Below are 23,759 nucleotides of genomic sequence, written 5' to 3'. Positions count from 1 at the left end.
ATTATTTTGTATAACGTAGCACAGGTGTACGAGCTGCGCGGGCTTCATCTAAGCGCGATACAACTGTCGTATGTGGTGCTTCTTGTACGATTGTTGGATTTTCTTCTGCTTCTTTTGCAATTGCAATCATTACATCACAGAATGCATCCAATGTTTCTTTTGATTCCGTTTCAGTTGGCTCAATCATAATACCTTCTTCCACATTAAGCGGGAAGTATACTGTTGGTGGATGATAGCCAAAGTCAAGTAAACGTTTCGCAATATCAAGCGTACGTACGCCAAGTTTCTTTTGACGGCGACCAGATAAAACGAATTCATGCTTACAATGACGGTTATACGGTAAATCATAAAATTCTTCTAAGCGACGCATCATATAGTTAGCGTTTAATACCGCATATTCTGTCACCGCTTTTAAGCCGTCTGGACCCATTGTACGAATATACGTATATGCACGTACATTAATACCGAAGTTACCGTAGTAAGGCTTCACGCGACCGATTGATTGCGGACGATTGTAATCGAAGTGGAATGTACCATCTTCTTTTTTCACCAAGACTGGCTTTGGTAAGAACGGAATTAAATCTGCTTTTACCCCAACTGGACCCGACCCTGGGCCACCGCCACCGTGTGGACCTGTGAATGTTTTGTGTAAGTTTAAGTGCACGCAGTCAAAGCCCATATCGCCAGGGCGTGCTTTTGACATAACTGCGTTTAAGTTAGCACCATCATAATAAACTTTCCCGCCTACTTCATGGATGATTTTTGCCATCTCAATGATGTTTTCTTCGAATAAACCAAGTGTATTTGGGTTTGTTAGCATTAATGCTGCTGTATCAGGACCTACAACACGGCGTAAATCCTCTAAGTCCACAAGACCGTCCTCACCTGATTTAATTGTAATTGTTTCAAAGCCCGCAACTGTTGCAGATGCTGGGTTAGTACCGTGCGCTGAGTCAGGAACAATCACTTTATTACGGTGACCTTCACCATTTGCCTCGTGGAATGCGCGAATCATCAATAACGCTGTCCACTCACCGTGCGCACCTGCTGCTGGTTGTAATGTTACTTCATCCATACCTGTAATTTCTTCTAGAGAGGTTTGTAAATCATATAATAGCTCCATTGCACCTTGTACCGTTGATTCGTCCTGTAATGGGTGCACATTCGCGAAGCCGCTAAAACGCGCTACAGCTTCGTTAATTTTTGGATTGTACTTCATTGTACATGAGCCGAGTGGATAGAAGCCTGAGTCTACACCATGGTTACGGCGAGACAGGGCTGTGTAATGGCGCATAATATCTAATTCAGATACTTCTGGTAGCTCAGCAGCCTCTTCGCGCACATAGCCTTCTGGTAATAAGTCTGCTAAATCGTATTCTGGCACATCAAGCGGCTCTAAGTTATAGCCAACACGACCAGGTTTTGTAATTTCAAAAATGAGTGATTGGTTTTCGTTATGCATTGTAAGCCCCCATCTCTGCAACGAATGCGTCAATTTCTTCTTTAGTACGTAGCTCTGTTACAGCGATTAACGCATGGTTTTCTAGCTCAGGATATACACGACCTAAATCAAAACCACCGATAATGCCTTTGTCAATTAAGCCTTTATTAATTTCAGTAACAGATTTTTTCGTTTTCACAACGATTTCATTGAAGTGTGCACCTTGATAAGCAACTTCAAAGCCAGCAGCTTCAAAAGCATTTTTTGCATAGCGTGTTTTAACGATATTTTGCTTTGCCACTTCCTGAATTCCTTGCTTACCAAATGCCGTCATTGCAACAGAAGCTGCAAGTGCTAGTAATGCTTGGTTCGAACAAATATTTGATGTCGCTTTATCACGACGGATATGCTGTTCACGCGCTTGTAATGTTAATACATAACCACGGCGACCTTGCTCGTCAACTGTTTCACCAACTAAACGACCAGGTACTTTACGCATTAATTTTGATGTTACTGCAAAATAACCACAGTGAGGACCGCCGAAGCCTTCTGCAATACCGAATACTTGTGCATCACCTACTGCAATATCAGCACCAAGCTTACCTGGAGGTGTTAATACCCCAAGGGCTAATGGGTTTGCTGATACGACAAATAAACCTTTTGCTTCGTGCGTAATTTCGCCAATTGTTTTTAAATCTTCAATTTGACCAAAGAAGTTTGGATATTGTACCATTACAGCCGCTGTTTGATCATCCACTAAGCCTTTTAGTGCTTCAATATCCGTTACGCCATCCTTCGTTGGCACTGCAACGATTTCGATTGATTGACCGTATGCGTATGTTGCCACAACATCTTTATATTCTGGATGTATCGCACCCGATACAAGAATTTTTTTACGACGCGTATGACCCGCTGCTAGCATACCTGCTTCAGCAAGTGATGTACCGCCATCATACATTGATGAGTTCGCTAAATCCATGCCTGTTAATTCTGCAATCATCGTTTGGAACTCAAAAATCGCTTGTAGCTCACCTTGTGAAATTTCTGGTTGATATGGTGTGTAAGCAGTGTAAAACTCTGAACGAGAAATAACATGGTCAACAATTACAGGCTTGTAGTGGTTATAAACGCCCGCACCTAAAAATGATACGTTTGCTGCTGTATCCTTGTTTTTCGCTGCTAATGCTGCTAGCTCTTTCATTAATGCTGCTTCTGATTTTGCTTCTTTAATGTCATATTGCCCTTGGAAACGAACTTCCTCTGGAATATCTGAGAATAGTGCATCAATTGAATCAACGCCAATTGTTGCTAACATTTCTTGTTTGTCCTGTTCCGTCATTGGTAAATAACGATGTTTCATGAGAACCCTCTTTTCAACTATTATTTTGATCGCTTATAAAAAGGTGTTGCCACTATTACTGCTGGCACTAACTTACCGCGAACTTCGATTTCAATTTCTGTTCCTACTTCAGTAAAAGCTGTATTTAATAAAGCGACACCAATATTACGTTTTGTTAATGGCGATTGCGTGCCTGTTGTTACTTCACCAATTTCTACGCCATCTTTAAACACTTTATAACCGTGTCGAGGAATACCTTTGCCAACCATCTCTAGACCTACAGATTTACGTGTCAGCCCCGCTTCTTTTTGTGCGATTAACGCTTCTTGACCGATAAATTTCGGTTCTTTCTGAAGCTTTACCGCAAAGCCAATCCCTGCCTCTAATGGAGAAATATCTTTTGATAGCTCTTGACCATAAAGCGGCAAGCCAGCTTCAAAACGAAGTGTATCACGTGCACCAAGACCCGCTGGCACGACGCCCTGTTCTTTTCCAGCTTCTAGAATTTTATGCCATTGAGCAATAATTGCCTCAGGTGTGCCGTAAAGCTCAAAACCATCTTCACCAGTATAACCACTGCGTGATACAAGTACTTTATGTCCCGCAATTTCTACATTTTCTTGGAATTTGAAATATTTAATTTCTTTTAGGTCTGTTGCTGTTAAAGTTTGTAGTACTTCTTCTGCTAAAGGTCCTTGTAATGCAATTTGTGCGAACTCGCTTGAACGATTTACAATCGTTACATCACCTTCTACATGCTGTAGCATCCACTCGAAATCCTTTTCGATATTTGCAGCGTTCACGCATAGTAAGTAGTTATTTTCAGATAAACGATACGTTAATAAATCATCAACAACACCGCCAGATTCATAGCACATTGCACTGTACTGTGCACCACCAATTGCTATTTTAGAAATATCATTCGATAAGATTTTTTGCAAAAATGCAAGCGCATCGTTACCTTCTACAAAAATCTCTCCCATATGCGATACATCGAATAAACCTGCGCGATTTCGTACCGCATCGTGCTCGTCTTTAATCGATGAAAATTGCACTGGTAATTCCCATCCACCAAAGTCGATTGTTTTCCCACCATATTGTGCATATGCATCAAATAGCGGTGTGCGTTTTAATTCTGTCATTCCACGTTCCTCCTCACATTAATTACATCAAAAAAGACAGACGAATCCCTTGTATTTGGAATTCTCTGTCCTTGCACCTGAAAGTTACACCTATTATTGAATCATTTCACATAATAGGCTTTCCCCTTTGGTGGCTACTTAGGTAAATAAGAAGCACTCTCCAGAGTTGCGTCCTGTACGAGTCTTTTTGCCTGAGAGATTCATAGCTTTGCTACTTGCTCCTTCGGCGACGCCACATCACGTTCTCTCCCCGTACAATCATCCGCAGTAATGATGTTTTAAAATAGATTGTCAACTACAAACTACTTCGTCATATCTTTTTGAAAGAATAGACACTATCTAAGCCATATCCTAACATTAGATGTGATAAAAACGCAATCATTTTTTAATTTTATAACCAGACACGAACATTATTGAACATATAAATTATTTCGTTCGCCTTTTAAGCGATTTACTTGAAATCCTATATATTCCACAATGAGACGAAGTGTTCTCCCAGCAGTTAATACTTGTATATGCCCTACTTCTCTGTAAAATTTCCGACGCTCTAAATATAGCTGATGCAGCTGTTCCTTTGTAGAACTTTGTACAATCGGACGATTTTTATCATTTTTTATGCGCATATATATATCTTCAAAGGTTGCATCAAGGAAGAACACAAGGCCTGTACGACGCATAATTTTACGATTTTCCGCATTTACAGCTACGCCCCCACCTGTTGCAATAATGCACGCTTCATCGCGGAAGTTCTCTAAAAATTCAGTTTCCAACCGCCGAAAGTGTGCCTCCCCATACTTCTCGAAGATTTCTGGTATCGTCATCCCCTGCTGTCTGACAATTTCTTTGTCCATATCATAGTAAGGCATTTTCAAATAAAAGCTTAACCTTCGACCTATTGCGCTTTTACCACAGCCCATAAAGCCCACTAAATAAATTTTGCGCATTGCTTCACCTTCTTATCACATCAAAATCAAGTTCAATCTATTCACCAATTTTCGTTAGTATGTTTATCGTAGCACGAACATTGACGAATTCCAACGAATTATAAATTTTTAGCTTAGATTGATAATTTACTGCATATGTTATACATAATCCTGCGATAAGAAATAGCAGTATAATCGCTATCGGAAACAATGCCCCTCGTTCATTTTTCAGGTGGAACAATAAATATTCGCTCCTCTTTTGAGCCATCCATCAATTGTGCATTTAACACAAGATAGCTATTTATTTTTTGAAAATGCACAGAGCTAACACCTACAAATAAAATTTCATTCCCTGAATTTAAGCGCACACGAATTGTCTCACTTGATTTGCTAATATAATGATTTAAACTTCCCTGGACAACTTGTATTTCTGCCCCTCCATTGCGTATGTGAACCTCATCGGCTGCCACAATGTAATTTTGCAAATCTGCAATAAACATTTCCCATCTAGCTTCCTGTGTAGCATTATGTTTATAAAGAGGCGACATATATATGATAATGAACAATAAAAGCTTGGCGAATAGAAGCAAAGCACCAAGCTGAAATATAGCCTCCATAAAAGTAAAGCCCTTCTGAGTGGATATATGCTTTACAAGCCGACACATTTTTGTCGACGCCCCTTTACATTATCAAAATCAACACATATTTCCCCAGCGCTATAATGCCAAGCATAAAGTATTTTTTGAATGGTCATTTCGCCACTTGTAATACCGTATAGCTGTACAATACGAGCGCCATTTAATGCAACCTCACTCGCATGGAGCTCTGTTTTTTTATTAGCCAAATTCCCCTGTAAATGAGTTAACATAGGCAACAACGTGCTAGCTAAACAAAAAATAATAACTAAACCAAACAAACTATCAACAACTGAAAATCCTTGATTATTGCGAAAGAAGACGCATTCTCCCCTTTCCTAAATTAATTGAAAATATCATTCGCCTCTCTCCCATTAAAAACTCTATTCTTCCAAAATTAACAATTGTTCCATAACCAGTAAACTCAATTCGCGTATTAGTCGTGTAAATATTTGCAGTAATCCCCTCTGGAAGGTGGCGGGAAATAAGCAATTCACCATAATGTTGAAAGCATTGTAATTCTTCTCCTTCCCTAACCCAGCACCTCGTAGCCAAACCATTTTTGATTGACAATGCTTGCATTTCCAGCAAATCAAGCTCAAACTGCTGTATCGTTTTTTCATAAATATCAAGCTTCATTTGTCGAAGAGAAAAAGTAAGCGTTAAAAAGCTAAGCAAGGATATAATTGCTAAGACGAGTAACATTTCTATAAAAGTAAAACCATCCTCATTTCGTCTCATCCTTCCTCACTATTTCCTACAAGTATTACTTTCCCTTCCTCATTAATTGTGACAAGCTCGCCATTCGGACATTTCGCCTCCTCACTTTCGATGTATTCCCCGTTGAACAAATCAGTAACAGTTGGCGTTGTCATATGGTCAATCTTATACGCCTCAACTTGCCCTTGTAGCATCGTCATATAAGCTGAACAACCCTTGCTATCAATGGTCGCAAAATGCTTCGTTACATTTGGTATAGTTACCAAAATAAGAATCGAAACAATTAGCAGCACAACTAACATTTCCACTAAAGTAAAGCCCTTTTCATTTTTCAATTTTTCATCCCTCCTAGTGTAATCAAATGACTTCGAGCATTTTATACATCGGCAATAAAATGCTTAAATAGGCGGCGATAATGCATGCAGCAATGATTAAAAATAATATCGGCTGAATAAGCTGCATTGTATTGTGTATAATATTTTCTAGCTTTTGATCAAGCAATTCAGCGTAAATTAACAACTCTCGACCGAGCAGCCCACTTTTTTCGCCATGCTCGATAAATTGCTCGAATCGAGGTAAGAAAAAACCAATTAATAAAACAGTTTGTGCTAAACTATCGCCATAAATGATTCGTGCGCCAATACGCTTGGCAATATAGCTGAGCTGTGGTTGCAGGTCTTGTTGCTCCAAATAATGGAGTGATTGCTGTAATGACATGCCACTTACTAATAAATCACCTAATGAGCGTGCAAACCGCCTCGTCATCAGTAAGGTCCAAAAATAGCTTAATATTGGTATTTTTAATAATATATACAATTGTAAATCTACTCTCTTGTGACGGATATAAATCGAGGCAATGACCGTTATTACAATGAGGCAAAATGCGCTAATTATAATGTAATCTGGGACATGAAGAAAAAATCTTGTCCATTGTATTGTGGTATTTTCAGTTTTTATTGTTCTTGAGTATAGCATTTGTTCAATTGTTGGCAAAAAATAGAGCCGAAATGCTATGAATAATGAAATGATAAAAGTAAAGAGCAGTGCGGGGTATAATAATATTTTCGTAAAACGTAGCTTCATTTTTTCTTGAAATCGCATTTGTTGCGCAATAATTTGAAGGGTATTTGCAAGCTGACCTGTCGCTTCTGCCAACTGAATCGCTATTAAAAACCTTGACTTTACACCTAATTGACGCAAAATAAATGTGACACTTTGCCCCTTTTGAAAACAGTCATCTACTAGCTCTTGCCAGTACGCACAATCCTTTACATGATAAGGAAGTAACATTGTAATACAATCCGCAAAAGTATAGCCTTCTTGAAGTAGCTGACTCATTCGTTCGATTAGCTCAGGCAACCGCTTCACTTGAAATTTCGGACGAATAGCACATTGCATGAAGCGATGATTAATGCGTGAAACGTGCATAGGGCGACCCTTCCACTTGGTATCTTTGATGTTCGAGCGTGTGATGATAGTGGAGTGAATAAGCCTCCCCATGTGCAATAGCAACAAATGCCTCGTATAAATGAACATCGCTTAAAAGCTCGAAAATTGCTTTGCGGCCATCCTCTACTTTTGTTTCAACGAGCGTTTGGGCGATAATGCCAACCGTAGCTTGTCGCAATTCATCTAGCGATACACCTAAATCCATTAACCGATATAGGCAGTTAACTGTATTTTTAGCATGAACAGTGGATAATACTAAATGACCACTAAGTGCGGCTTGAATAGCAATTTCCGCTGTTTCAGCATCGCGAATTTCACCTATCATAATGACATCAGGAGAGTGCCGCAAAATTGCTCGCAACCCTTCCGCATAGGTTACCCCTGCACGTTCATTCACCTGTATTTGGATAATTTGTTCATGATTTTTCTCGACTGGGTCCTCCAATGAAATGACATGACGTTTTAACTCAGTACAGCAATAATGAATTAAAGAGTAGAGAGATGTCGATTTACCTGTTCCTGTCGCACCACAAAAAAGCAGGAGCCCTTGTCTATTTTGCACAAGCTGTTCAATTTTTCTAGCCATCTTTATGTCATAGCTTAGCTCTGCAAGTGGTAATGTCATATTCTGTTTTAAAATACGAATAACTAAGCTCTCCTTCCCTAGCACGGAAGGCAATGTCGATATTCGAAACGCAAAAACGGTTTGTTCAAATTCTTTTTGAAATGCGCCACTTTGAGGTTTGCGCTTTTCACTTATATCAAGTGCAGATAAAAATTTATAGTACGTAATAATTCTTGTAGCTATTTCTTGAGGTAACTCACCTTTTACATGCATTTTGCCATATTTGCGAAATACTACGCTGTAGCGGTCATTTGTTGGGGATAAATGAATATCGGATGCGCTAAATGCCAATGCTTCTTCTATCAATTGCTCACTTTTTCTCACAACAATCGATTCTGTTTCTATACAACACACCTCTCTTTCGATTTTTCACTAACTAGCTATCTTAGCGCAATTATAGTAGGAGAAAATACATTCGAAAAGCGGTTTGAGCAAAATAAATTTTTGACCTATTTTTTTATAGCAATATTTCAAATTTCGCTATTTTTTATTAAAGGTTTAACTTCTTTATGTTTTTTGCGATGAGGATGGTGATAGTTTATTGTAGGAGCAAATTTTTGTATCGAAAGCGAAGTGACAAATAGAGAAGTCTCCCACCTCTATTGGTGGAAAGATAAATGTATGGGTAGCAGGACGCACGCTGGTAATCCAAAGACCACGCCAACACCGTACTCCTGCGGATGTCACAGATTTGAAGAGATGCCTGTGTGATGCGGGTCAAATAACCGTCGACGCATGTCATGACGGTTTTAGGTTAACCTACACCAAACAGCTCAAAAAAATTTGGACTAGAGTTAGCCGAGGTGTAATCTACTTTTTCACTATATGTTTGAATCGACGGAAAAGCATTGACAAACTAACATTGTCCTTCATTTATTTAGAAAAAATCAACGTTTCCATTAATCTTTTTTTAAAAAAATTAACTATTACAATTACTTTTGCATTTTAGAAAAAATGTACACTGCTTTGTCACAAAGAAAGTGGAAGTTCCAGTTTACTTTCTTCAGTGAAATCATTTATAATGGATTGGAGAAGATTGTATTTGTATATAGAAGGAGGGGAATTACACATGAGCAATATGTATAAAGTTATGGCATTCTGGACGGGTGTTTTCGCTATTATGTTCTACTTAGGTGGAATGTACGAGGTTTCGCTATTATTCGTAGGTAATACTGGTTTATTCTTATTATTAGGCTTTTTAAACCTTTCAGAGCGCATGTATATGTACATTTTCGGTGCTTATTTAACTATTTTCTTCGCAGGTTTCACATATTACACAACATTTATGCACGTACCTGGTGGAGGACATTAATCACAACATTTAAGCGTGGGCAAAGTAAAATTACTTCGTCCACGCTTTTTTATTATTTAAAAGCCATTCAAAAATGGGTTCATTTCCATTTCGGCAGCAGGTGTCGTATAATTTCCATGACCCGGATAAATAATCGTGTCCTCCGCCAATGTGAGTAGCTTATCATGAATAGACTTTAACAGCACTGGCATTGAACCAGCAATTAAATCCGTACGTCCAATGCTGCCCTCAAATAATGTGTCTCCTACAATCGCAAAGCCATCCTCTTCAAATATATAGGAGATACTGCCTGGGGAATGCCCTGGTGTAAATACTGCCTTGAATGTAAAGTCTGCAATATTAAACACTTGCTCTTGTCGAATAATATGTTCCTCTTTCGGTGCATTTACAACATAGTTCGGTAATTCAGCATATTTACCTGAGCCATTTTTCATCGGATCAGCTAGCCAATCTACCTCTTTTTCATGGACGTAAACAGGTATATTAAATGCATCACGCACCTCATTAACTGCGCCAATATGGTCAAAATGTGTATGCGTTAAAAAAATGGCTACTGGTTTTAATTGGTTTGCTTTAATTTCACGAATTAAGCGCTCCCCTTCTTCACCTGGGTCAAAAATTAGGCATTGCTTCTCGCTATTGCTCACAATATAACAATTTGTTTGAATAGGACCAAGCGGATATGTACGAGTACTCAACTTCATAATAGAAAACCTCCATTCGATTCATTCTAAATTGTATACGAAGTTCAAACAAACGTCACTTTTTCCGCTCGACAAAAGGTATAATAAGATTTACAATAGAAGAGGAATATTGTTTGCGACATTCATTTTCTGATGTCGAAAGGAGTGTCTTTTTAATGAACTTATTAATGGTTATTTTCGGTTTAGTAGCTATTTTTGCCGTAGTTGGTACATTCCAAGCAATTAAAGAAAAAAATCTTCTAGGTATTGTTTTCAACCTAGGTGCAGCAGCAATCTTCGGATGGTTTGTTGTCATGACTGTTCTTAACGCTGGATACCCACCAAAACTTCACTAATAGCTAATAAGAGGACGAGCTGCCGTTTCACAACGGTATAGCTCGTCTTTTTATTTATTTTCCGATTTATCAAGCTAACCTAAAGCCATTGCTGAAAGAAGTTAGATTCAAAAGAAGGTCGCTAACCCTGGCGTTTATTCTATCTCCAAAGAAATCCTTTTCTATTTTGTCTAGCTAATCCTTTAATGAACATCAATAAAGGCGTCCTAAAAGCAGGTAATACACTGCTTTTGGGACGCCCCACTTATCTTTATTTCACTGAGTCTCGTATCAAATTACCTGTCTGTGCATCATAAAAACGCAATAAATCTCCATTAATAATCGCATCAGAATAACCTAATTCAGTTGCCGCGCTCTCTATTAATGGCTCACAAGCGGTGATATCAATTTGCTCGCCAGTAGCTTTGTCATAGCATACATCACTTGCATAGACTACTTTGTCTGTAATAAAGCGACCATCACGGAAAATCACAAAGTCCTCATGGTCCTCTGAGAATAGGTCTGCACCAAGTTGCATATCCTTCGACGTATCAATACCTAGTAAGTGTAAAATCGTAGGACGTAAATCAATTTGACCCGCAGCCGTTTCCATTACCTGCCCATCATTTGCACCTGGAATATGAATAAATAATGGAACAGATTGTAATAATGCGCTGTCGTAAGGCGTAATCTCTTCCTTTTCTAAATACATAGCCATCGCTTTATTATGGTTTTCCGAAATACCGTAGTGGTCACCATACATGACGATAATGGAATTATCATATAAGCCTTTTTCCTTTAAATCATCGAAAAATACCTTTAATGCCTCATCCATATAACGAACCGTCTGGAAATAGCGGTTTAATGTACCCGAATTGGACGTATACTCATCAATCATTATATCTTCTGGATCAAGATAGAATGGGTAATGGTTTGTCAATGTAATTAGACGTGAATAAAACGGCTGTGGCATTTCAGTCATATGCTGTACTGATTGTTGGAAGAACGGAACATCCTTCATCCCCCAGTTTACTGCCTCACCTTCGCCAACCTCATACGAATTGACATCATAAAACTTTTGAATATTTAATGACTGGTAAATCATATCACGATTCCAAAATGATTTATTATTTGGATGCATGACATTTGTAAAGTAACCGTTATCTCCTAGGCGTTCTGCCATTGAATTATACGTGTTACCACCATGTGTAAAGAATACTGCACCTCGTCCTAGACCAAATAAGGAGTTTTCTAAAATAAACTCCGAGTCAGATGTTTTCCCTAACCCTGTTTGATGATAGAAATTATTAAAATAATACGTATCCTTATCTCGCGTCAACGAGTTTAAAAATGGTGTGACTTCTTGGCCATTCATATCATTATTAATAACAAAGTTTTGCAATGATTCAAGCGACACAACAATTAAATTGCGCCCAGCATATTTACCAAACATCTCAGGGTTTGGTTCTGCCTGATTTGCACGTACATAGTTGTTTACTTCAACAAGCTCACTGCCATCAGCTAGCGCTCGCTGTGCCGAAGACTTTGATTGAATATAAATATCATATAAATGATAGTTATACGTACCGATATTTTTCACTAATAATTCGCGGTCAAAGCTGCGTGTTAAAAGCTGTGGGCGCTCTGTTTCAGCAAGTCCTAAATTTAATAAAAGCATTGCTGCCGCTAGCACAAAGTAAGCATGGCGCACATCTTTACGAATAGTTAATTGCCCGTTTAATTTCGGAGCAAATTTCAATAAAATAGCAATAAAAATAACGTCGATAAAGTAGAAAATATCCCAAACATTAATAATAGCTAATGCAGATGTTCCTAAATCACCAAAATTGCTCGTCTGGAACAATACTGGTAATGTAATAAAGTCATTGTAGAAACGGTAAAATGCAACGTTTCCGTACAACACAATCGACAAGATTAAACTCATAATTAAAATATAACGATTACGAGTAGTCGATTTCTTAAAAAATAGTGATAATCCGTAGGCAATTAATAAAAAGCTAATTGGATTAATCCATAAAATAAAATATTGCATCGCATTTTCAATTTTCATATCAAAGCTTGTTTGATACACAATCACTGTTTTAATCCATGTAGCAATAATTGCAAAAGCTAAAATTGAATGTTTAGGCCATTTACTAATAGAACTCATTCCTCAACATCCTTTCTTTATTTCCAAACCTTTACTTTAAGATTTTTTTGTTCACCTTCATTTCATCAGCCACACCACTAATGAGCAAAAACTTTCATATCTATTTCCCTTTTTCTACTAAAATGAAACAAAATCTATCTTAAAGCTTTTTATAAAATTTCGCAATACAAAATCGTGCATTATTCAATAGACAGAATATTGTAGTCATATACACGATTTTCCATTGTCCTATATTAGTACGTCTTTTCAGCAAAAAGGTTTCACCCTTTTTGTTCCATTTGTATTCTGGATGCCTCTTGACGCATTAATAAAAGTGCCGTTTGGAAGTCACGAGGCTCTATTATACCTGCTTTATATAGCTCACGTATCTCATCTTCCATCAGCATTAAATCGCCAAGACGATCTGTCGTATAAATATATGTGCCATATTGCTTTAATAGCTCATAAATATCAATCATCGATTTCATCTCATTGGCTCCTCTCGATTTGCTGTACAATGAATATAGCCTGTTTCTGTAATGATTGTATGGACAGGAATATCGTGAGCCTCGGTAGGTACGTGCTCCGCTAATTGCTCGCTGAAAGCGAGTGCAAGCAAAGTCCCTTGATAGCCTGGCAAGTAGCGGTCGTAATAGCCTCCTCCATAGCCTATGCGATAGCCCTTTTTATCAAAAACGATTCCTGGCACAATAATCGCATCAATTGTATCTCGTTCAATAAGCTCAGTTATAGTTGGAATCGGCTCTCTTAAATCCATATAAACGGTTTCTAATTGAAAAAAGCCCTCGATTGCGTAAAATGTCATCTCTCTCGTTTTCGGATGACATTTAGGTACAGCAACTGTCTTGCCTTGTTGCCATAACGCCTCAATAATAGCAATTGTATCGACTTCAGGCTTCGTTGAAATTGTAACAGCAATCGTCTTTCCTTCTATAATAGAAGGCTGCTGCATTAACTGCTTGCCGATTGCGAAAGAACGCTCCCGGTAATCTATATCTGAAATGGCATTTAGCTTGCTACGTACTTCCTGACGTATTTGTTTTTTATCCATTGTCATTCCTCACTTATGGAAATTATCTTCTATATTTAAAGTAAAAAGCCAAAACCACTCGGGGCTTTGGCTAATTGAGCAATTACTTCGTTTCACGGTGAAGAGTGTATTTCTTCTCGCGAGAGCAATATTTTTTCAGTTCAAGACGCTCTGGATTGTTACGCTTGTTCTTTTTAGAAATGTAGTTACGTTCGCCGCAATCTGTGCAAGCTAAAGTAATGTTTACGCGCATTATTAACCCTCCCACTCTAATTAAGAATAAAAATTGAGCATGATTTATACGACTTTCCCATTATAACATAAAGCGAAAAAAAAGCTAGTATCATTTCATATTAAGTTGCTCTATGGTAAAATGAAAGACAATTGCAAGAGGTTGTCTGAAAAGTCATTTTGAGACGAGTAACCGCAGGAGCATTGGTTTTATTAAATATTGATAATAATAGTTCAGGCTGTCAGAAAAGGAATACCCTTTTGAGCAGCCTCGATTGGAGCGTTCAACATGGAATTGTCAATTATTTTAATGATTATTGGGATTTTCTTTATTATCATTTCTCTATTTTTACGAGATTCAGCAAAGAAAGTAGAAAAAGAAGTAGAAGAATTGTCAATTAGCATTTTCCAAGAAACAAATCAATTAAAGCGTCGCTTAAAAATTGTTGAAGAGGAACTAATGCTTGAGCCAAATTTCCAAGTAGCGAAAAAAAAGCAAGCGCACTATACAGCACCTAGCCAAACATATGCCGCACAGCCTATCAACAGCATTTTAGTAAGCCAAGTGCTTGAGCTCAACAAGCAGGGGCTAGCTGTTTCTGAAATTAGCAAACTCTCAACATTATCAGAAGAGCAAATACACCAAATTCTCGCAACGGGGGGCAAGCTATGAAAACCTTTTTAAGAGGATTTGGAATTGCCTTATTTTTAGTTGGCGCTCTCCTAGTTGTAGGAAAACAGCTACAGCTTCCCATGCTTAACAATACAACAACAAATGACGACAAAAAAGAACAAGCGGCACATATTCAAAAGCTCGAGCAGCAGCTCGCAAATGCCAATGCGCAAATTACTGAATTACAGCAAACAATAGCTGCACAAGAGCAAGCAGAGAAAGAAGTGAACAATTCGACTGCTAAAAAGAACGATGTGGCAAACGAGGAAGAAGATAAGGTTGATTCCATTGTCAGTGGAACTGTCTATATTTATGAAGGTGTCTCTATTTATGATATCGGCAAGCAAGTAGAGGATTTAGGTATTTTAACGAACGGACGTGAATTAGAGCTATTTTTATCCAAACGTGAGTATTCACGCTCTATACAAAAAGGACAATTCGAACTAAACTCCTCTATGACAATAGAACAAATGGCACGCATTTTAACTGGAAAAATAGCTCAGCAATAAGAACGGAGGAAGTTTGCATATGACAATTTATGATATTGATGTAACGACTGACACTGGAGAAGTTTATCCATTAGCACGCTACGAAGGAAAGGTACTATTAATTGTTAACACTGCCTCTAAATGCGGATTGACAGGACAATTCGAGGAGCTTCAAGCACTATATGACAAATACGCTGAGCAAGGGCTTGTTATATTAGGCTTCCCTTCCAATCAATTTAAGCAAGAGTTAGATAGTGCTAAGGAGGCTTCAGAAGCCTGTCGCCTAACATACGGCGTTACATTTCCAATGCACGAAATTATTACAGTCAATGGCGAGGCAGCACATCCTCTCTTCAAACGATTAACGGAGGAAACAAAAGGCTTGCTCGGAAAAAATGTAAAATGGAATTTCACAAAATTTCTAGTTGACCGTAACGGACAAATTATTAAACGTTTCGCCCCAACAGACAAGCCATTGAAATTGGAACAAGAGATTGCAAGTTATTTATAAGAGTGGAGTTGTCCGAAAAGTCCATTTTGTTTTGACGCTGCATTGAAATCAATATTTTCATCACTTCCCTTTTACGGAAGGATTTCAATGTTCATCCCATTTTTAAAAGAGGCGTTCTCTGTTTATAGGAATCAATATTTTGCGAACATCATCGCTACTGTCCAAAATGCCGGCTATGTACGGCTTTTTGGACAGCCCCATTTTGTTTCTTATATTAAATCTAGCGATTACTTTAATATTTCCGTTAACGCTCTCCCATCAGTATTCGGGAAATCTAAGTTTAATAGATAGGCAATCGTCGGTCCAATATCTACGACACTCACCTCCCCAATATCCGAGCCAGCTATCACATGATTACCGGAAATAATTAAATTGCTTGTATAATTTGGCTTATTCGGTAAATAGCCATGTGTCGCATATTTTTTACCCAATGCATATAAATCAACGATAGCCTCCTGTAAATGGTCATCTTCAAAAGCATAGCCTTCCTTCGCTTCAATCATATAAGCAAATTGGCTACTTACATGAAGCTCCTTCAGTTCAGTTGTGCTTAAAATGGCTTCAATCCCATAATCACCTTGTTGCAACGCCTTGTCTAAAATGGCTAGTGCCAATTTCCCTGCTTCCATATCACCTGGCTGGATATATAAATAAGCGGAGCCACCAGCACTTTGTATGTATGCTCGCCACTGTAACTTTCCATTGTGCTCATAGATTAGGCCCTCATCATAGAATAAACGATTTAGGTACACTTTATATTGAACATCTAGCTGGCTATGGTCACCAACAATAATAAAAGTCGTCTCCTCATAAATGCCTACCTCTTTCGTTGCCTGCACTAAATCACCAATTCGACGGTCCATGCGCTCAATGACCTTTTCAATTTCGGGGCTTTTTGTACCATGTAGATGTTTAGCATCATCTAAATCTATTAGGTGCATAAGCAATAAATTTGGTTTTTTGTTTTTAATCGTATCGACAGCACATAATGTCGTAAAATCATCTAAATAAGGCTGTTCAATCCCTTGACGCACTTTGCCATACTTTAATTCCATTGCCAATGTAAATAGCTTACTGCCGCTTTTTAAAATTTTTAATGCTTGATTTTCGTTCTTTACAGCTTTAATTTCTGGGATATTATAATCAATTTTCGCCTTTCCTGAAACTGGCCATAATAAACCTGCCGTTTTCAACCCTTTTTTATGAGCAGCCTCATAAATAGTTGGTACTTGAATATCACTTCTAAACCAGTGCCAATTTTGATCGTTTTCTGGTACAAATGGTTGAAGCGGATTGTTATGGAAAACACCATGTTTATCTGGATACACACCCGTTACATAAGAGCTATGAATAACATATGTAAGGGTGGGGTATACGCTTTGTACTAAATCCGTTGAAGCACCGTTCTCGATTAACTTTGCTAAATTAGGTTTCGATTTTGCACTTTCCCAGTTATCCTTTGAAAAAGCATCATACGAAACGACTATGACATACTTGTTTTGTATTTGTATAAAATCACCTTGCTTTTGTTGTTTGATAGTGTGCATCTTTTGGAAGCATTAAAAAGACAATAAGACCAATAATAAATAATGGAATAATCGATAAAATGCTATATCTCGCCTCACCAGTCAGCGTCGTAGTAAGAGCCATTAAAAACGGACCAATAATAGCTGCGAATTTACCGAAAATATTATAAAATCCAAAAAACTCATTTGACCGTTCCTTTGGTATGATTTTCCCATAGTAAGACCGGCTAAGTGCTTGAATGCCTCCTTGTGCAGAGCCAATTAAAATACCAAGCACGAAAATATGCCACATTTCGGAAATGAAAAACGCAGCAATACATGAAATGATATATGTCGTAATACCGGCTATAATCATTGTGCGCGTTGAATATTTTTTAGCAAGTGAGCCATATAAAAGCGCACATGGAAATGCGACAATTTGAATGACTAGCAAAATAGCTAATAGCATAAATGTATCAAGTGCGTTCTCACCTAAAATACTTGTTGCATACGGTACGACCATTTTTATGATTGTGTCGACCCCATCTATGTAACAGAAGTAGGCGATTAAAAAAATAAAGACAATTTTATAATCTTTAATTTGTAGAAATGTTTGCCCTAAACGCTTAAAGCTTTGACCTATTGGATTTGGCTCTGGTTCAATATAATGGCGTTGCTTCACATCCTTAATCATCGGAATTGTTAATAATCCCCACCATAGTGCTGTAATGAAAAAGCCAATTTGATAGCCAATTGCCGCATCCATTCCCATGATTAAAATAACAACTAAGCTAATACCAAAAGGAATAACACTCGATATATAGCCAAACGCAAATCCAGACGAGGAAACCTTATCCATTTTTTCGTCCGTTGTCACATCCACTAAAAATGAATCATAGAAAATATTTGCTCCGGCAAAACCAATACACGAAAGTATATACATCACAATTAGTAATTGCCATTGTCCGCTTGCAGGCGAAATAAATGTAAAAGAAAGAGTTGATAAAATCCCGACAAGGGCAAAAAATGTAAAGTAGCGTTTCTTCTTATCTTTATAATCTGCAAATGCCCCTAAAATAGGACTAAGTACAGCAACAAATATACTAGCAAGTGAATTAAAATAACCTAAATCCATATTGTTAACTCCATTAAACATCCCAAACACAATCGGAAACAACGCAGTAGTAATAGCCATTGAATATGCCGAATTCCCACAATCATACAATATCCAAGACTTTTCTTCTTTCGTAAGCTTCATTGAAATCCCCCTTCCATCTCTTATTTTCTGCAATTATATCATTATATTGAAAATAAATAGCATGAAGAGGCTGAAAATTCACATTAGTGAAATATTGTTTACGAAATAGGTATTTAAACATGCAAAAAAGCACTTGTCGCCTGTTATAGACAATCAAGTGCTTTAAGTTTATAAATTCTCTAAATTTAATAATATTTGCAAGTTATATAAGTTAGTTTAGTATTGACAGTATGACATCTGCTTTACTACATGGCAAGTGTAACGTTTAAACCCTTTAGCTTGTTTAATCTCGTGTGTTTGTTGCTTATGCCATCCATAAGTGGTCCTTGTAAATAAATTGCCATCTCGCCTATTCTCGCTCTTATTGCTTAATTGTTAAAATAACACTCCTTGATGGTCTAGCCTTCATGGGTTATTAATTCGAATTCTTAAAAGTTTATTTGTCTCCAGTCGATCTCATATGTTTTTTCGTAAGTTATAAAACCTTCAGTCGAAAATCTGTTTTCAAGTATACTACTAGCCTCGTATTTACTACAATCCTTTTCCATATAAATTTCATCTTGTAAAAATAATATAAATATAAAACTCGATGCATGGTTATTCGCCAAATAGAAACCCAATAGTTCGTTGTATTGAGTGCTAAAAAACAAACCTGTATACTCTATTTTAAGTTTTATATTTTCCTTACATTCAGTTAATCCTTCATAACTTGAAAATAAATTGAAGTCATCTAAATCGTAAGCTCTATTCACTGAGATTAACGGATTCATACCTCTTATATACAAGCCTGTAACATCACCATTATCTTTCTCGAAGAAAAGGACATTGTCTAATCTCTCAATATCATCCTTATCATGTAAATAAATGATATTTGAGATTTCTTTTTTATCGAAAAAATAACCAAACTTTTTAGTAAAAGATATTATATAGTTATTCATAGTCATCCTCACTCTCTAATCAAATCTAAACCGGATTTCAACTTACTTGATAAGCGATCTCTTTTTTATTTAAAAAAGTCCATATTTTGTTTGTATTTCTATTAACTAAAACAACTGCATCACCCTTAACAAAAGCGTCTACAGAGTCGACTGTATTCATCTGAAAAGGCTTCGAATTAGCGAGATTTTTTGAGTCATTTATGATTGATGAAACAAGCTCTTTTATCCCTTCTTTATCCCCTTTTTAAAGCACTAAACTGTATGGTTTAAAGGCTAGATCTAACCAATAAAATAATTTCAGGAGTTTACCTTTGGCTCCAGACCAAATACCATCTACCGCATCTAGAATTAGATAATATTCAAAATCATATGTAGAAACCGAGTGCATTATCTGCCCTTTTGTCCAGACCACTTTTGAAATGTTTGCCGATTTCCTTGAAGCTATCAAGTGACTTGACAACTGGTTTTTTGATCTCTTTTAACACCGCTTTAGCATTTGAATTCGTTATGATGGCTAGTTCCCTTGCTCGTTGCCCAGAACCCCGAATCTCATCCATAAACTGTCCATAGTCCGCTTGTGCCTGAGTGATTGAGCGTACCGTCTCTCCTACAACTTCCTATACTACCTGTTCAAGTTTTGCCATTCGTTTCATCCTCCTTTGAATTTGGGCATGCAAAAAAGCTCATTCCCCCTCTTGGTGCAAGTGGGAAAGAGCTTTGAAAGTTTTTCAAGTGCTTGAATTGTTTATGTTTGATTTGTTGTATTGTACGATCCTATTTGCAGAGTTATAAAGGTTCTTACTAATAATGATCACCTAAACTCTACTCTATTATGCTGATGTAATTCTCGCTTTTAATTTCTCCATACTTAATGTTTATTCCCAGAGTTCCCTCTAAGAGTGAGGCAATATATCTTGTTATATCAATATCAATTTCATCAGCATCATCCGGTTCATTGTTACTTGGATGGGAATTAACCTCTAAATAATAGCCTTTTTCCCCCCCATATCCTTTTATAACCACTTCAAAACCTAATATATTTGAGTTAATATAAATTGCCGGAACTTCCTCGTATATATAGTCTTCTAGTCCTTCAAATGGTATATTGCCAGCAATTTTACTAGAAATAATTTTTGCCACACCTACGATATTTTCTTCTGAATTTATTGGTAAAGAACAAGAAAAATACGGATACTTTTTCATATTTAACACACTCCTAATCTATTATTTGATTACCCCTCTTATATTTTTCCTCAAATTCCTTTTGAGTGTATATTCTAAATGTAAATTTATCAGGTCTCCCCTTTTTATCCACCCTTCTTAAACCTTCTAAAGAGTCTTTAAGTGTTTTGTCTATTTCTTTTTGCATACTTCTAATCTCTTTAATTTTTGTTCCAGCTCTCCAAGGGTCATCTATTGGGAACCTTGAAGCCAACTTATCACTAACAATAAAAGCATCAATATCAAAATCTGTTGGGTCAAATGGAGCATTCCCCTTATGTGGACCTTTCTGACCTGTTGCCAATGAACCCCGATATCCAACCTTGGCATCCGGGTCGATTTCCTTAATTTTCTTTGATACAGGACTCATTATATTTTGAACGGTATTCATAATCTCAGTTCGGGTTTGAACTTTACCCGTACCCTTAAAAGCTCCTCCCGAACTAACACTTTCACTCTTACTCATCTGAACAACCGAATCACTATTCCTCGCGCCATTCCCCCCAACTATCGCCAGCTGCGGCTCATTCCCCCGCAACGCACGATCAACGTTATCCATACTTTCTCGCATGCCTTGCTTCGCTTGGGCCATCATCGCATTGGCTTGGGCTTTCAGCTCCGTTGCCTTCGCAGCGGCTTTCTCTGCTACTTTTTGACCGCCCTCTTTGAGCTTGGCAAGCGGTTTCGAGAGGCTGTTGACGAGTTTATTGCTATTCGGGATGATTTTCATTGCGCCTTTGCCGACATGCTTCGCCCCTTTGACGAGTGGACCGCCGATGATGGCGGCGCCTGCGATGGCACGTTCGGCGGTGCTGAGCTTGCGACCGGTAATCGGGTCGATGCCGATGACCGCTTCAATGCCGGCTTTTAGATTGCCGACAACGGGGATGAAATCGACGCCGATGGAGAGACCCTCGCGCCAGCCACCTTTTACCCATTTTTTCGTTTTTTTGTAGGTAGCTAATACGAAGCTTTTGGCATCATTCTTCATCCACTGGACTAGTGCGAGCTCATCTAGATTGTTTTGCAGCTTGCGGGCGTAGGATGAGGATGATAGTATCTGATGATTTTTAGGTTATTTACACGAAGTGAAATTTATTAAATATGGCATACAATTCAAAGATGTTGTACGTACTAAAAAGTTGTTAAAACATTATAGAGGTGTTATCTACACCCCAAATATAATATTCGCTTTATTCGACACTAGGTATCCACCAAAAAAGAAGCCTTGAAAGGCATATAGCCAATCAAGGTAATAGTATAAGTTTATTTTAGTTAAAAATTTATCTACTAGGTCTTTATATTCATTAAAGTCCTCATCACTCATAAAATTATCCATTTCTATATTTTCTTTTACGTCCATAAGTATTTCTTTAAGTAGTTCCTTTTGTTCTGTAATTTTTTCCATATCAACAGAAAATAGTACCTCTAATAACTGCCCATCATAAACATCACCTTCTAGAGGATTAAGCTTAAGAAACCCTATTGCTAATTCAATAAAAATATTCTGTTTAGTCATTCTACATAAATCATTAATATCTAATTCTGTAATATCTTTATTTATTAAGGTATTATACCATTCACCCAATGCATAGTCTTCTTGTACTTCTCCCTGTGGCAATTGATAAATATCCCTTAATTTCATTTTTATATCCCTCCAAAAGGTTCAAATAAGTCTTCTATTTTTTTATATTTTTATTAGCCTTATCCAAACCATCTTGTAATATTTTTTTGTTTCAGCGTCTAAGTTCGGGTTCTTTACCGAACCTTCTAACCCTTTTCTTATCTTAACCAGTCGTATAGCTGATTTTAAATCCTTCATCCAAAAGCTTTTCATGCATATCAATAATCTTCAACTGCTGCTTATACATATTTAATTCACGCTTCTGTTCATTCTGCTTCATCATCTGACGAAGACGTTTCATAATCATATTGATTAAGGCAACCTTTTTACCGTTTCGCTTTTTATATGCTGGAGGCGTTACGTAATTGTCCGTAACCGATAAATTCCTTGTATCTTGTTGTCTTGCGGCGAGATCCTGCTCTATATATCTTTTTACTGTATTGCGTGACATTTTAAGCTTAGCCGCAATTTGACGTTGGCTTGTATTGTGCTGGTAGTACTCAAGCAGCACTAATTACTTCTTCTCCAAACTGATCACCTCTATATCCTCCTAACTTTTAATCGTTAGGATTATTTTGATAGAAAGTGGATCTCATTTCAATTGCGTTGGTGGCTCAGTTTTAGTTTAACAAATACAAATGGTGGTAACTAATGAAATTACGGTTATTTGCTTAACAAAATAAAGAATAAATAGGGCATACGTTTAAAAGGTGTTGTACGTACTATAAAATTTGTTAAAACATCATATATGTCTTATAAGGGTTATCTTTGTTCTTTAAATAAAAAGGAGTTTATTCGGCACTCCGTACTCTAACAAAAAGACGGCTATCATTCGATAGCCGTCACAAGTGTTAAATTGGTAAACAATATCCATTACCTAAGTGAATATATAGATTATCTTTATTATCTTTTTTAAAAACCTCCCACTCCTCATATACTCCCTTATCAAGATAAGAAATAAAACTTTTCCAATAGTCTTGACCTTCTATTATCTTATCTTTTTTTAATTCCCACTGGTTTTCAATAAGATTATAAAAGATTGTTTCCTCGCGTTCTAAACTTGTAGAAAGTGCAATGATATTTTTTTTAACTGATTTTATCAGACTTGATATATCATCAATTCGTTCTGTCCCTCTAGCTCTAATCATCCACATTAGTTTTAATTCATCGACACTTATATTTTTTATTGTTTCTAAGTCATCTTCTGCCTTATATTTTAAGAATGTCCATAATTCTGCAAACTGCTTTGAATTAAAAATAATGGTTTTGTATCTATAATCTGAGTCTAAAGGAACTTTTGGTATCCATACTATATGGTCACCATATTTTCTAGCGATTACTGAAGAAGTATTACTCATACCATAATTTAGTTTTAGCTCTAAATCACCTGCTGCTGAAGTTATTAGGTTATCTGTATATCCCTCATAAATTATTTGTGAGTCGTACTTGAGATTTAACAATTCATTTGTAAATTCTCCATAAGTTTTAAAATCAAGTTTTTTCAAA

27 protein-coding genes, 1 pseudogene and 1 riboswitch are annotated in these 23,759 nt (G+C 37.2%); of the genes and pseudogenes, 5 read left to right on the top strand and 23 right to left on the bottom strand.

The features are described from left to right. Position 1: 1 nt before the first annotated feature. The 10 genes from gcvPB to comGA all read right to left on the bottom strand — a co-directional run bounded on the left by gcvPB (position 2) and on the right by comGA (position 8,628). Positions 2–1,462, bottom strand: a complete 1,461-nt coding sequence (gene gcvPB, locus C9J36_RS06380; RefSeq protein WP_066163697.1) for an aminomethyl-transferring glycine dehydrogenase subunit GcvPB — start codon at positions 1,460–1,462, stop codon at positions 2–4. After that, the gene (gene gcvPA, locus C9J36_RS06375) at positions 1,455–2,801 is read right to left on the bottom strand and encodes an aminomethyl-transferring glycine dehydrogenase subunit GcvPA (RefSeq protein ID WP_107942559.1); all 1,347 of its coding nucleotides are present in this window, start codon (positions 2,799–2,801) and stop codon (positions 1,455–1,457) included. The genes gcvPB and gcvPA overlap by 8 nt, the downstream gene beginning before the upstream one ends. Positions 2,802–2,821: 20 nt before the next feature. Then, positions 2,822–3,922, bottom strand: a complete 1,101-nt coding sequence (gene gcvT, locus C9J36_RS06370) for a glycine cleavage system aminomethyltransferase GcvT (RefSeq protein WP_107942558.1) — start codon at positions 3,920–3,922, stop codon at positions 2,822–2,824. 169 nt (positions 3,923–4,091) lie between these two features. Further along, positions 4,092–4,184: riboswitch (glycine riboswitch) on the bottom strand. Between the two features lie 148 nt (positions 4,185–4,332). Next, entirely contained in the window at positions 4,333–4,866 is a 534-nt protein-coding gene (locus C9J36_RS06365; RefSeq protein ID WP_066163704.1) for a shikimate kinase, read from the bottom strand. 200 nt (positions 4,867–5,066) lie between these two features. Further along, positions 5,067–5,462, bottom strand: coding sequence for a hypothetical protein (locus C9J36_RS06355; RefSeq protein WP_107942557.1), 396 nt, complete (start codon positions 5,460–5,462; stop codon positions 5,067–5,069). A gap of 32 nt (positions 5,463–5,494) precedes the next feature. Continuing rightward, entirely contained in the window at positions 5,495–5,689 is a 195-nt protein-coding gene (locus tag C9J36_RS06350; RefSeq protein ID WP_066163710.1) for a hypothetical protein, read from the bottom strand. Positions 5,690–5,786: 97 nt separating this feature from the next. Further along, positions 5,787–6,221 (bottom strand): type II secretion system protein, encoded by a 435-nt coding sequence (locus C9J36_RS06345; RefSeq protein WP_066163712.1) that lies wholly within the window; start codon positions 6,219–6,221, stop codon positions 5,787–5,789. Then, positions 6,218–6,535, bottom strand: coding sequence for a competence type IV pilus major pilin ComGC (comGC, locus tag C9J36_RS06340; RefSeq protein WP_107942556.1), 318 nt, complete (start codon positions 6,533–6,535; stop codon positions 6,218–6,220). Before comGC ends, C9J36_RS06345 begins: the two co-directional genes overlap by 4 nt. A gap of 22 nt (positions 6,536–6,557) precedes the next feature. After that, positions 6,558–7,628, bottom strand: a complete 1,071-nt coding sequence (gene comGB / locus C9J36_RS06335; RefSeq protein ID WP_161956380.1) for a competence type IV pilus assembly protein ComGB — start codon at positions 7,626–7,628, stop codon at positions 6,558–6,560. Beyond that, a complete protein-coding gene (gene comGA / locus C9J36_RS06330) occupies positions 7,609–8,628 on the bottom strand; it encodes a competence type IV pilus ATPase ComGA (protein WP_107942554.1) in 1,020 nt (339 codons plus the stop codon). Before comGA ends, comGB begins: the two co-directional genes overlap by 20 nt. 715 nt (positions 8,629–9,343) lie before the next feature. On the opposite strand from comGA, the gene C9J36_RS06325 reads away from it, so the two are divergent. After that, the gene (locus C9J36_RS06325; protein ID WP_066163718.1) at positions 9,344–9,586 is read left to right on the top strand and encodes a DUF2626 family protein; all 243 of its coding nucleotides are present in this window, start codon (positions 9,344–9,346) and stop codon (positions 9,584–9,586) included. Positions 9,587–9,642: 56 nt separating this feature from the next. On the opposite strand, the gene C9J36_RS06320 is transcribed toward C9J36_RS06325, so the two are convergent. Beyond that, positions 9,643–10,290 carry an MBL fold metallo-hydrolase gene (locus C9J36_RS06320; RefSeq protein ID WP_066163719.1) on the bottom strand — a complete coding sequence of 216 codons (648 nt, stop codon included), beginning with the start codon at positions 10,288–10,290 and terminating at the stop codon, positions 9,643–9,645. A gap of 155 nt (positions 10,291–10,445) precedes the next feature. Here C9J36_RS06320 and C9J36_RS06315 point away from each other — a divergent pair, with 155 nt between their 5' ends. Further along, entirely contained in the window at positions 10,446–10,625 is a 180-nt protein-coding gene (locus tag C9J36_RS06315; RefSeq protein WP_066163721.1) for a DUF2759 domain-containing protein, read from the top strand. Between the two features lie 250 nt (positions 10,626–10,875). On the opposite strand, the gene C9J36_RS06310 is transcribed toward C9J36_RS06315, so the two are convergent. The 4 genes from C9J36_RS06310 to rpmG all read right to left on the bottom strand — a co-directional run bounded on the left by C9J36_RS06310 (position 10,876) and on the right by rpmG (position 14,057). Beyond that, positions 10,876–12,774: an LTA synthase family protein gene (locus C9J36_RS06310; RefSeq protein ID WP_066163722.1), complete on the bottom strand. Its 1,899-nt coding sequence runs from the start codon at positions 12,772–12,774 to the stop codon at positions 10,876–10,878. A gap of 260 nt (positions 12,775–13,034) precedes the next feature. After that, positions 13,035–13,241, bottom strand: a complete 207-nt coding sequence (locus C9J36_RS06305) for a YqgQ family protein (RefSeq protein ID WP_066163724.1) — start codon at positions 13,239–13,241, stop codon at positions 13,035–13,037. Next, the gene (locus C9J36_RS06300) at positions 13,238–13,825 is read right to left on the bottom strand and encodes a 5-formyltetrahydrofolate cyclo-ligase (RefSeq protein WP_107942553.1); all 588 of its coding nucleotides are present in this window, start codon (positions 13,823–13,825) and stop codon (positions 13,238–13,240) included. The genes C9J36_RS06305 and C9J36_RS06300 overlap by 4 nt, the downstream gene beginning before the upstream one ends. A gap of 82 nt (positions 13,826–13,907) precedes the next feature. Beyond that, the gene (rpmG, locus tag C9J36_RS06295; RefSeq protein ID WP_008408521.1) at positions 13,908–14,057 is read right to left on the bottom strand and encodes a 50S ribosomal protein L33; all 150 of its coding nucleotides are present in this window, start codon (positions 14,055–14,057) and stop codon (positions 13,908–13,910) included. A 267-nt stretch (positions 14,058–14,324) separates the two neighbouring features. Between rpmG and C9J36_RS06290 the strand changes: the two genes are divergently transcribed. The 3 genes from C9J36_RS06290 to C9J36_RS06280 are packed head-to-tail and all read left to right on the top strand — an operon-like array spanning position 14,325 to position 15,707. Beyond that, entirely contained in the window at positions 14,325–14,708 is a 384-nt protein-coding gene (locus tag C9J36_RS06290) for a hypothetical protein (protein WP_066163728.1), read from the top strand. Further along, positions 14,705–15,217, top strand: a complete 513-nt coding sequence (locus C9J36_RS06285; RefSeq protein WP_107942552.1) for a hypothetical protein — start codon at positions 14,705–14,707, stop codon at positions 15,215–15,217. Before C9J36_RS06290 ends, C9J36_RS06285 begins: the two co-directional genes overlap by 4 nt. Before the next feature lie 19 nt (positions 15,218–15,236). Then, positions 15,237–15,707, top strand: coding sequence for a glutathione peroxidase (locus tag C9J36_RS06280; RefSeq protein ID WP_107942551.1), 471 nt, complete (start codon positions 15,237–15,239; stop codon positions 15,705–15,707). Positions 15,708–15,934: 227 nt separating this feature from the next. Here C9J36_RS06280 and C9J36_RS06275 read toward each other — a convergent pair whose 3' ends face one another. The 8 genes and pseudogenes from C9J36_RS06275 to C9J36_RS06235 all read right to left on the bottom strand — a co-directional run bounded on the left by C9J36_RS06275 (position 15,935) and on the right by C9J36_RS06235 (position 23,758). After that, positions 15,935–17,254, bottom strand: a complete 1,320-nt coding sequence (locus tag C9J36_RS06275; RefSeq protein WP_107942550.1) for an alkaline phosphatase family protein — start codon at positions 17,252–17,254, stop codon at positions 15,935–15,937. Beyond that, positions 17,223–18,470, bottom strand: a complete 1,248-nt coding sequence (locus C9J36_RS06270; protein ID WP_066163736.1) for an MFS transporter — start codon at positions 18,468–18,470, stop codon at positions 17,223–17,225. The genes C9J36_RS06275 and C9J36_RS06270 overlap by 32 nt, the downstream gene beginning before the upstream one ends. A gap of 428 nt (positions 18,471–18,898) precedes the next feature. Further along, positions 18,899–19,408, bottom strand: coding sequence for a hypothetical protein (locus C9J36_RS06265; RefSeq protein WP_107942549.1), 510 nt, complete (start codon positions 19,406–19,408; stop codon positions 18,899–18,901). Positions 19,409–20,230: 822 nt separating this feature from the next. Then, positions 20,231–20,611, bottom strand: a complete 381-nt coding sequence (locus tag C9J36_RS06255) for a hypothetical protein (protein WP_107942547.1) — start codon at positions 20,609–20,611, stop codon at positions 20,231–20,233. Between the two features lie 13 nt (positions 20,612–20,624). Then, positions 20,625–21,620, bottom strand: a complete 996-nt coding sequence (locus C9J36_RS06250) for a pre-toxin TG domain-containing protein (protein ID WP_107942546.1) — start codon at positions 21,618–21,620, stop codon at positions 20,625–20,627. Positions 21,621–21,797: 177 nt separating this feature from the next. Then, the gene (locus C9J36_RS06245; protein ID WP_107942545.1) at positions 21,798–22,274 is read right to left on the bottom strand and encodes a contact-dependent growth inhibition system immunity protein; all 477 of its coding nucleotides are present in this window, start codon (positions 22,272–22,274) and stop codon (positions 21,798–21,800) included. A gap of 148 nt (positions 22,275–22,422) precedes the next feature. Continuing rightward, positions 22,423–22,764, bottom strand: a pseudogene (locus tag C9J36_RS06240) (IS21 family transposase); the annotation flags it as partial. 340 nt (positions 22,765–23,104) lie between these two features. Continuing rightward, on the bottom strand, positions 23,105–23,758 hold the full coding sequence (locus C9J36_RS06235; protein WP_107942543.1) for a hypothetical protein: 654 nt from the start codon (positions 23,756–23,758) through the stop codon (positions 23,105–23,107). Between the last annotated feature and the right edge of the window lies 1 nt (position 23,759).

This window comes from Metasolibacillus fluoroglycofenilyticus (assembly GCF_003049645.1).
GTDB lineage: Bacteria > Bacillota > Bacilli > Bacillales_A > Planococcaceae > Metasolibacillus > Metasolibacillus fluoroglycofenilyticus.
This window is presented reverse-complemented; position numbering and strand designations above follow the sequence as displayed.